Annotated in this window: 9 protein-coding genes and 2 pseudogenes; 5 read left to right on the forward strand and 6 right to left on the reverse strand. The window is 60.4% G+C overall.

From position 1 onward, the window contains the following. Positions 1-177 precede the first annotated feature (177 nt). Positions 178-810: pseudogene (locus NKI39_RS33700) on the reverse strand (IS110 family RNA-guided transposase); the annotation flags it as partial. A gap of 150 nt (positions 811-960) precedes the next feature. Here NKI39_RS33700 and tnpA point away from each other — a divergent pair. The 4 genes from tnpA (at position 961) to NKI39_RS33720 (ending at position 3,199) form a co-directional block, all read left to right on the forward strand. Further along, a complete protein-coding gene (gene tnpA, locus NKI39_RS33705; protein ID WP_352614506.1) occupies positions 961-1,329 on the forward strand; it encodes an IS66-like element accessory protein TnpA in 369 nt (122 codons plus the stop codon). After that, a complete protein-coding gene (locus NKI39_RS33710; protein WP_352837410.1) occupies positions 1,326-2,048 on the forward strand; it encodes an IS66 family transposase in 723 nt (240 codons plus the stop codon). Before tnpA ends, NKI39_RS33710 begins: the two co-directional genes overlap by 4 nt. Next, positions 1,999-2,658, forward strand: a complete 660-nt coding sequence (gene tnpC / locus NKI39_RS33715; protein ID WP_352837421.1) for an IS66 family transposase — start codon at positions 1,999-2,001, stop codon at positions 2,656-2,658. The genes NKI39_RS33710 and tnpC overlap by 50 nt, the downstream gene beginning before the upstream one ends. Positions 2,659-2,725: 67 nt before the next feature. After that, positions 2,726-3,199, forward strand: a complete 474-nt coding sequence (locus NKI39_RS33720) for a YcxB family protein (protein ID WP_352614504.1) — start codon at positions 2,726-2,728, stop codon at positions 3,197-3,199. Between the two features lie 358 nt (positions 3,200-3,557). On the opposite strand, the pseudogene NKI39_RS33725 reads toward NKI39_RS33720, so the two are convergent. From NKI39_RS33725 to NKI39_RS33740, 4 genes and pseudogenes are all read right to left on the reverse strand, one after another. Beyond that, positions 3,558-3,788: pseudogene (locus NKI39_RS33725) on the reverse strand (type II toxin-antitoxin system Phd/YefM family antitoxin); the annotation flags it as partial. A gap of 385 nt (positions 3,789-4,173) precedes the next feature. After that, the gene (locus NKI39_RS33730) at positions 4,174-4,461 is read right to left on the reverse strand and encodes a hypothetical protein (RefSeq protein WP_023679221.1); all 288 of its coding nucleotides are present in this window, start codon (positions 4,459-4,461) and stop codon (positions 4,174-4,176) included. 1,311 nt (positions 4,462-5,772) lie between these two features. Beyond that, positions 5,773-6,003 carry a hypothetical protein gene (locus tag NKI39_RS33735; RefSeq protein WP_352780213.1) on the reverse strand — a complete coding sequence of 77 codons (231 nt, stop codon included), beginning with the start codon at positions 6,001-6,003 and terminating at the stop codon, positions 5,773-5,775. Positions 6,004-6,303: 300 nt separating this feature from the next. Next, positions 6,304-6,528: a hypothetical protein gene (locus NKI39_RS33740; protein WP_352837413.1), complete on the reverse strand. Its 225-nt coding sequence runs from the start codon at positions 6,526-6,528 to the stop codon at positions 6,304-6,306. Positions 6,529-6,616: 88 nt separating this feature from the next. Between NKI39_RS33740 and NKI39_RS33745 the strand changes: the two genes are divergently transcribed. Next, positions 6,617-8,302: a winged helix-turn-helix domain-containing tetratricopeptide repeat protein gene (locus NKI39_RS33745; protein WP_352837416.1), complete on the forward strand. Its 1,686-nt coding sequence runs from the start codon at positions 6,617-6,619 to the stop codon at positions 8,300-8,302. Positions 8,303-9,292: 990 nt separating this feature from the next. Here the strand turns inward: NKI39_RS33745 and NKI39_RS33755 are convergent. Beyond that, positions 9,293-9,589, reverse strand: a complete 297-nt coding sequence (locus NKI39_RS33755; protein ID WP_352837419.1) for a hypothetical protein — start codon at positions 9,587-9,589, stop codon at positions 9,293-9,295. Between the last annotated feature and the right edge of the window lie 151 nt (positions 9,590-9,740).

The raw sequence follows: 9,740 nt of genomic DNA on the forward strand, positions 1-9,740 counted from the left end.
CGGTGATCAAGCTCTGATGCGCGGGTTGGCTACCGCATTCCCGATTGTGCGTCCGGGGCTGTTCCTATCTTACTGCGGGCGTCGGCGGTTCGCCGGCCACAAAGCGTCTGACGGGCATTCCCCTGCCGTGGTCCCGCCTCCGCCCATGCGCGAGATGTGCGCCGTCGCGGCGAGCGATCAGGTGATGCGCGCCTCCCTTGCGACTGCCCACATGAAGCCGACCAGTTCACGGGCGATCGCGGTGCAGACGACCGTTGTCCGTTTGCCCCGAGCGCTCAGCATGCGGTAGCGGGCTGTCAGGCGGGACTGCGCCTTCCAGGCGATCTCACGCACCTTCGGTGGCGCCTGCTCCAATCGGTATAGCTTCGCCTTCCCGACCTTGGGCGGATGTCGATAGGTCCAGGCGCTCTCGACCAACATGTGGCGAACCCGACCGTTGCCTGCCTTTGTGATGCCGCCGCGCCGGACTGTCTCCCCGGTTGAGCGCTCGCCGGGAACCAGACCGAGATATCCCATGAGCTGGCGTGGGCTTTCGAACCGGCTGACGTCGCCGACTTCGGTGACGAACGTCACGGCGACAATCAGGTCTACCCCACGCAATGTCTGAAGCGCCCACACGATCGGTGCCAGCGACCAGGCCGGGACGAACTCTTCGATCACACGCTCCAGCCGCTCGACCCGCTCCTTCGAGACGCGCACCGCCTCGACCATCTCCTGGAGTGCGATCTGATGCGCGGGATGATCGAACCGCTGTTCCTGAAGCCAGCGTAGATAGCGCATCGTCCAGCTCTTCTTTCGCGGATAGCTACGGCGTAAGCGAGGTCTGCCGGCCGCCTTGCACGCCGGGTCTTCGCCGGGATGATTGCCGCTCTTTGAACGGGGTGGCCGGTGTCGAGCAAGATCGAGGATTCAGCGAGCAGCGCATCGAGCTCTCATATAAGTAATCGTATGAGTAGTCGGATGGAGGTCGTTGCCCGGGTGTCCGGTCGGCGGCGCTGGACGGTGGAACAAAAGCTGGTCGTGCTGCGGGATGCATTCGGCCCCGACGGTTGCGTGCGGACGGCCTGTGAGCGCCACGACGTCGGCAGCGGCTCGATCTATACCTGGCGGCGGCAAGCGATGTCCGGTGAGCTTGCCGGGGTTCGCAAGCTGGCCGAGCCAGCCTTCGCCGAGGTCCACATCAGCGAGCCGCCCGCGTTGCCTGCTCCCATTGCACCGTTGGTCCCCGGCTTGATCGGGATCGAGCTGCCTTCGGGGATCAGGGTGACCGTGGACGCCACGGTCGATGCCGATGCCCTGTCGCGGGTGATCGGCGCGCTGGCACGATGATCCCGCTGCCGCCATCGACGCGGATATTCCTGGCTTGCGGCGCGACGGACATGCGCAAGGGTTTCGACGGCATTACTGTGATGACGCAGCAGGTTCTGGAGCAGAGCCCGCATTCCGGTGCGCTGTTCGCTTTCATCCGGCAGCCGTCGATCGGCCATCGCCGGTTCGGGCGCTTCCCGCCCATCTGCCGCGCGAGGAACAGCGGATCGAGCCTGAGCAGGGCAACTGCACTTGTCCCGACTGTGGCGGCGCGCTGCGGCCAGGCGCAAGCGCCCGTGAAGGCGATTGCCCGGGGCAAGGCGACCTTCGGCACGCTGGCCCATGTCGTCGTCTCCAAGTTCGACCATCATCTGCCGCTGTACCGTCAGGCCGAGATCATGGCTGCGCAGGGCATCGAGATCGACCGATCGACGCTGGCAGGCTGGGTCGGCCAGGCATCTGTCTTGCTCGATCCGATCATCAGCCGCATCCGCGAGGTCGGGCTGACAGCCTCGAAGATCCATACCGACGATACGCCGGTCCCCATGCTCGATCCGGGACGTGGCAAGACGGCAACCGGCAGGCTTTGGGCCTATGCGGTCGATGATCGGGGCTCTGGTGCCACGACGCCGCCACTGGTCTGGTACGAGTTCACCACCGACCGGACCGGCGCACATCCCCAAACGGCAGCTGGCCAGCTTCACCGGCTATCTCCAGGCCGATGGCTATGCCGGATATGACAAGCTCTACGACACCAACCGTGTCACCGAGGTCGCGTGCTGGGCACATTTTCGCCGGAAGCTATTCGATATCCACGCCACCAAGCCGACACCGCTGACCACAGACCTGCTGGAGCGCATTGGCCAACTTTATGAGATCGAGGCCGAGGTTCGCGGCCAGCAACCCGATGTCCGGCGACGAAGTCGGCAGGACCGCACTTTGCCATTGATCCAGGAATTCAGCAGGCATCTCGACGATGCCCTGCGGCGCCTCTCGCCCAAATCCGAGATGGCCAAGGCGATTGCATATGGCCACAAACGCTGGATCTCACTGACACGTTTCCTTGCTGATGGCCGCCTGCAGATCGACAACAACATTGCCGAACGCGCCATGCGCTGTGTGGCTCTGGGCCGCAAGAATTGGCTGTTTGCCGGATCGAAGGCTGGTGGCGATCGTGCAGCCGCCATCTACACAGTTATCGAGACGGCAAAGCTCAACGGACTCGAGCCGCAGGCCTACATCGCCGATGTCATCGCCAAGATCGCTGGCGACTGGCCAGCAGCGCGGTGGGATGAGCTCTTGCCCTGGAACTGGCGGCCGACAGTGCACAATGTAGCTGAAGCTGCATAATCCAAGCGGGGCGATTTGCGCGGTTGGATCGTTGCCCAACAATCCAAACTGTTGCACATATTGCGCTATGAGCATTTCAATCAACTACGCCTCTCAGCGCAACGAAGTTTGGCAGTGGTATTGGCGTACTTGGCGTCACAGCCTCTGGAAGACACACTGCAGCATTTTCATCGCAGTAATTGTAGCGGCCTCTCTCGGAATTTTTGGCGGCGTGCCGACTGGATGGACGGGCCTCGCTCTGGTTGGCGCCATCGGTATCTTGCCGTTAGCGGGCTTCGTGTTGTTTCCAATGCTCAAATTCAAACCGGAAGTGCGGACCCTTGCGGTCGATGGCGAAGGTATAGCCACCACCATAGGCAAACGCAGCGCTACTATACCTTGGGCAGAAATAGCCGATGTTCGAGAAGACGGCGATGCCCTCATAATCCAGCGGCGCAACCTCAACGCATTTATTGTCCCGGCCCGCGCGTTTCAGTCAGCAGAAGCCAAGCTGCAATTCCGAGATTTCGTGAAGGCAAAGGTCCTCTCTACCGATAGCTAAGCGAGACCCAGCCAGTGCAAAAATTTCGACGGTCTTCAGGCCACGCTTACGATTGAGCAATCAGGATCCGATCGAAGGGGTCCTTGTGGATGGTGGGAGCCCATCCACCGCGATGGCATGCTCGCCGATGATTGGCAGCTCATGATAGACATTGTCCATCAGGCCCGACACAAAAGACGCGCACCGACCCTGACGTCAGGGCGGCCCAGACCGCGTTTAAAGGCAATCTCCCAGAGACTTGCGGCGCTGAACGTCAAGTGGTTGTCGGCATTCTCGATCTCAGCGAGGGCGGCACGCGGAGGCTTTTCGGGCTCGCCCGCCGCCCAGAGCAGAAGATGGGTATCGAGAAGAAGTGGCCGCCAAACAGCTTCTCGATTTCGTCATCGGCCATGCGATCAAAATCGTGCGGAACTGAAAACCGCCCGGCCATAAACCCCACCCGACGCATTTCGCCGGCCGCAGGTGCGTCTATGGCAACGACCTTAACCATCGGCTTGCCGGATTTGGCGATAATGAAGGATTCGCCTTTGGCCCCCTGTCGACAAGACGAGACAGATGTCTTGGCCTCGTGGATATTGACGGTGCGCATTGCGGGCCTCTGACTTAGTCCATGGAACTTAGTCTACTCGGGCCCGATTTTTTTAAGCGTGTTTCAGTCAGTGAAGGTGAAGGATGCCGGATGCGGCCGATCCTTTCGGATCGGCCGCATGGCACGACTTCAACAAAGACGCGTAATCGATTGTCTGAACTGCATGTTTGTTGGGACTGCGTCACACCTGATGTTGGCCGAACCTGTTGGTCCGGCATGCGACGTCGGAGTTCACAGGAGCGATTTTTGCCGAGCAGATGCTCTGCGTTGCGCTAGGAGCCGAAAGCGAAACGTCCGCTTTTAGGGCGCTGCGCCACGGCGGCGACGAGCCCGACACTGTACCGAAGGCGATCGACGCGACGGGCGCCAAGGGCCTTACCTGACTCTATGTTCCCTTCACGATTCTCGGTTTAGTCGGTCGGCGGGATTGAGCCGCGCTCTCGAGGGCCAGGGCCAACCGCTTCTCGTCTTCGATGGCGCGATCGACTGCCTCAATTTCCTCTTGGAGCACCTTCAGCTCGGCTCCGTAGCTGGAGCCGTCGCTGTCCCCGATCTGAAAGCCACTTGCCCGCATTGCGTCGCGAGTATGGTGCACGTTACGGACTCCTTCGCGCCGCGTCGCGACCAAGATTTCCCTAAACTCTCCAAGACGTTCAACGTGATTGCGAGCCATTGCGTTCTCCTATTTCGTCGTCATCGTCGCCGACGGCGATTCAGAACGGCTAAAACCTACGGAGATACTCTCGACAAAGCATGAGTGCGGAAGCTCAAATTTGAATGTCTTGCAATAGCGTGAAGCGCAGCAGGTGGAAATTGGCTTCGACCCGATCGATCTCAGACCAAATGCAGACACTTTCGGCCGAGCGCGTCTGCGGCTCCCCCAACGGGGCCATCCGCTCATGTAATCAGTAAAATTCGAGTGCGAGAATGGCCCGGGCCATGGACGTCCCGCCATTTCTGGTCGAGTTTGACCTGCGGCCGAGGCAGGGCAGGCTTCGGCGCGTTGGTTGTGTAAAGCATCTCAAGCAACCGCTCTCCGTCGATCAACTCCAGATGCAGCCTTGACTTCGTCTCTCGGGCCTTCCTCGGTAGCGCTCGCTCTACTTTCGAGAACGAGAGGCGGTGGTGACAAATATCCCCTGCCCGGCACTCGCGAAGACCTTGCTCCTACGAAGTTTCGCACCGCTTTGACGGATTCCGCATCGGTCGTGATGTTGCACTGCCCTCTGGATGACGCGGTTGTCACGCAAAGGCAGGAAACGGCGTAACGAAAGCGAACGCGAAATTTCAAACTGAGACACACAACCGGGATAGAACCGGGTAGACAGCATGCCGAAACGGAACGCAAGAACGGGTGCATAAGATGACGCCTCAGCACCTTTTTGTTAGCTAATGCTAGTAACAGGCGTGTAATTGCTTCAACATGTGGCCGAAGCGGCAATCGGAAAAGGGAATGCCGCGGCGCCAAGCCCTGCCGCGGTCGTCCTTGCGGCCCTTTCGTCGTCAGGATTCTTGGTTCCCTCGAGCGCACATGATGCCCCGTCCGGATGGAGCTATCCGCCGGCCTGCTGTCACGGCGACGCCGAACATGGCGAGTGTCAGCGAATCCCAAACGGCGCGGTTCATGTTCGTCTCGGTGGCTGGGTTGTGATCCTGAGGGCCGGGGATCATCGGAAGATCACGCGGCAACAGCGATATTTCATCCCATATGGTGATGAGATTCCGTCGCAGGACGGCGACTATCATATATGCCTCCATCCGACCCAAGAGCATGAGAACTGTTTTCTTGTCCCGCCGGACTCGATATGATCCGGGAGCCAGCGCGAGCTGCGGCTGAGATGCGGATAGCGCCGCGCCCAGTGCCGCCCGACGGCTTCGATGATGCGTGTAAGCGAAAATCCAAATTTCCCGAATCTTGCGGATCTTCGCTGGGGTGCCGCCTCAGTTCGTACCAAACATGCGCGCCACCCCGCGAAACGTCGCCTCAGTCGAGGCTGGCCGGCGACGAGAACGGCCGATTGGCGTCCACCATGAAGATGGCCAGCTCATCAAGAGCGGTTGTGCCGGCGCTGAACACCTCCATCGGCATGTCGACCCCCTGTCCGACCATGGTCGTGCCGGCTTCGGCATAGCTCACTCCGGGGGGCGTTCTTTGGCCGAGCTTGCCGCCCAGCACATAGAAGGCCTCCGGTCCCGGATGTGTATGGATCGGCATCTTGGCACCGGGCGCTCCACCGGCACGGTTGACGCGCAGCAAATATTCGCTCGGACAGATCGGCGGAACAGGCCCGATCTCGACACCTTGGTCCCGGCAGGAGTGGTGCCATCCTTCGGCCGAGCGTGAACAGCCAGGCCTTGCAAAATCATGGTTCTGATGCGTTGTCGCAGTAATGGAAGGTGGCGAGATAGCCGGGGAGTACGCGCATGAACTCCTGTTGATGGGTCCAAGCTCTGCACTCCGCCATGGAGGTCATGGGTTTCACGTCGGGGAGCCTGATTAGCTCCCCCTGGTTGGTCAGAAGGATTGTGACAGCGATGGCGGTGAACATGGCCCGGCCCGGTTATCCATCGATTTAAGGCTGGCGACACAATAACCGCCGGGGTTGGGACGGACGTCGTCTGAGGCAACCTCGTTGACATGGTCAGGACCACAGAATCTCGCGATGCGGGGATCCGGTTTTGCAGCCGTTTGCGTTGCCAAAAGAAGAGCGAGAGCGATGATGAGCTTGGTGCGATTCATGTCGTCCTCCGTTTCATCCGGTGCTGCTGGGATCGCTTGGAGGCGAAGGCCGAATGGGCTAAACTAGGAAGCGCGCCAGGAAGGTGAAATGTCCCGAACGGCCCCTGAAATTGACCTGAAATCTGCTGAAACGATCACGTTTCGCGGTTTTGCCTTCCTGACGAAAAGCAAAGAACTCCGAACCGTCGAAGGCAAAGCGGTCAATCTTCGCAGCCAGTCCGCCGAGGTGCTCTCGGTGCTCGCGGCGCGACCGGGCGAAATCGTGTCCAAGGATGCGCTGATGCAGGCGGTTTGGCCCGAGACCTTCGTGACCGACGACAGCCTCACTCAATGCATTGCCGATATTCGCCGCGCATTGAGGGACGACGCGCACGTGATCGTGGAAACCCTCCCAAAGAGAGGCTACCGGCTGAATGCCAATCCGTCGGACGCGGCGGACGCAAACGCCGCAGCCGACACGGAACGTGCCAAGACACGATTCTCGCAGCGCGGCTTCATTCTTGCTGCAATCGTTCTCGCTCCGGCAGCGATCGGCGCATACTACGGCGCGGAAATATGGCGAGCCGCTCCAGTTCCTTCGAGCGACATGCCGAGGATTGCGATCCTTCCCTTCGACGACTTCAGTACCGGCGCGGATAAGGGATATCTCAGCGATGCCGTCGCCGAGGGGATCATCACCGAGCTTTCGCGGAGCAAGACTTATGCCGTCATCGCCCGAAACTCGAGCTTCAGGTACCGCGACCAGCCGGTCGACACCAGGAAGATCGGAGATGAACTCGGCGTCGACTACCTGCTCGAAGGCAGCCAGCAGAAGGTCGGAGACCGGCTGAAAGTGACCGCCCAGTTGCTGAATGCGCATGACGGATCGCATGTCTGGGCCAACACCTACAACCGGGAGATTGGCAATTTTTTCGTCGTCCAGGAGGAAATCATCCGCACGCTTGCGGATCGGGTCGGGCAGAGAATCCAGCGCCCGCTGCCAAGGAGTGACGCCGCGCAGGTCAGCGCGCTCCGCTACTACCTGATGGGAAGGGCCGAGTTGATGGGAAGGGCCGAGATCAATTTCTCTGCCGCGGGGAACGATCTGCTAAGGCAGTTCAGCCTCAAGGCGATCGAAGCGGATCCGAACGCCCAGTTCGGCTATATCGGGATGGCCTGGTCCTATCGCAATGACGCGGTATTCTGGCACAAGCAGGAAAATAACCCCGACGAGGCGTTGAAGCGGGCTGCCGAATACGCCGACAAGGCTATTCTACTCGCTCCCGACGATTCCGAGGCGCATAACATCCGCGCCAGCATCCACACCGAAGCCGGCGAGATGGAGCAGGCCCTTGCCCGGTACGATCAGGCGATCGCCCTGAACCCCAGCGACTCGAATATCCTCGTCATGAGTGCAGGCGTGCTGCTGAACGTTGGCCGCACGGACGAAGCGATTGATCGGATCGAGCAGGCCAAGGGCATCGATCCCTTCCACCCCGACTGGTTCCACTGGCAGATGGGCTGGGCGCTCTACGAAAAGAACGATTGCGGGGCTGCGCTGACGGCGATGCGGAAAATGTCTAGAATCCCGAGCGGCGCACAGCGCATGCTTGCCGGGATCCACGCTTGTCTGGGAAACAAGCGGGAAGCAAAGCAAGCACTTGCGGTTTTCCTCAAAGACTCGCCCGGCGACTCCATCAGCAAACAACGCAGGCAATGGGAGAAAAACTACCTCGCCCCCGGGGCCCTCGATCGCTGGATCGGACACATGCGGTTCGCGGGGTTGCCGGAGTGAACGGCTGTCCGGTTGTGGCCCGGCAGAAGTCCGATTGGCCGCATAAAAACCGTTGAAGCCTTTGTGTTGTGGACGGTGGTTGCCCTCAAAGCAAGATCATCCTTCATAGGAATATTGGGTGCGGGAAAGTCGGCAATGGGGCCGACTTGCGCCATAGTGCGCTCGCACCCCAACTTCTGCGACGGGCCCGATGGCTGCCGTTCATCGGCGATGCCTCGAACTTCCGCAGATGGCGCATTTGGTCCTTATCGGCTGCCGCAGAGCCAATCGCTCTCGAGTGCAGGCACTCCAGTGGAGTCCAGACGTTGGATTGGACCCTCGACCTCTACAAAAGCACACTGAGCTTCCAGTCGGGCTACGAAGCGATCGCTTCGGCGAGAAGTCGTCGTTCTCAATCGGGCGACGGGGGATACATCGGCGAAGACGGCATAAGGGAGGATGCGCCAGACCGAGCCGACGGAATGGTCGTAGCCAAGGCCTTGGAGCGCATAGCGCCTGGCTGGGAGGCCGCCGCCAGTCAGACTTACGCAGCGCGTCGCTGAGCGAGGTGGAGACCCGAACGGGCTCGACGAGGGTCCACGGCGGTCACAATGTTGTGGTGGTGATCGCAGTAGACGCGATCCGGCGAAGTTGGCCCAGCACAAAAACGATAACCACCGGGTACTGACGGGTCTTCGCTCACCGGGAAGCGGCATTGATAGAGGCCTAGCTGAATGAGGGGGACATCTCTCGAAGTTAGTCTGATATTTTCAGGCATGATGGTTTCCTAGTTCGTAGCAATTGCCGGGTGACGGCCGCAGTGCGACCCGTCAGGGGCGAGCTTCTCTCGTTTGGGAGGCTATGGATCACCATATGGTGTTGGCAGCACCGTCAATGAAGCCCGACGCCCTGCTTCTGAAGCCAATAGTTTGCGACTTAAGGCCACACCCGCAAACGCATTAGCAATCTACCATCTTGTCCCCGAGGCACCCGCCCGCCGCGGTTTTCCGGCTAATTCGTGCCGTGTTCGCTGGAGGTATCACTCCTCTCTGAATCCTGCAGTGAGGCGTGGCGAAATCCGAACTCGCCCCGTAGATGCTTGACGTGGGCTTTCAGCCCGGCCTGACCCATGGTCGCCGGCCGCTTTTTGCCCTTCGGCGGTGGCCCGGCGTGCTCTTGGACACGCTTCCACAGCCGTTCGCGCATCTCCTGGTTCAAGGTGATGAAAGCCGAACCGGCATATTTTCCGGGACCGGGCTTCGCCAGCAAGGCGAATGCCGCCTTGCCCGGCTCGCGCTCGACGCCCAATAGTTCGTATTCCTGGACTGTGAAGCTCTTCGTCTTCAGCCAATTCGTCGTCGGGCCGCTTCGATAGTACGCATCCGGTGAAGACCGCAGACGTGCGCATCCGGCAGCCAGGAGAACCTGAGCACCGGAGTGCTGGGGTCAAGCTTTCTTT

The organism is Mesorhizobium sp. M0664, from assembly GCF_040320565.1.
Lineage (GTDB): Bacteria > Pseudomonadota > Alphaproteobacteria > Rhizobiales > Rhizobiaceae > Mesorhizobium.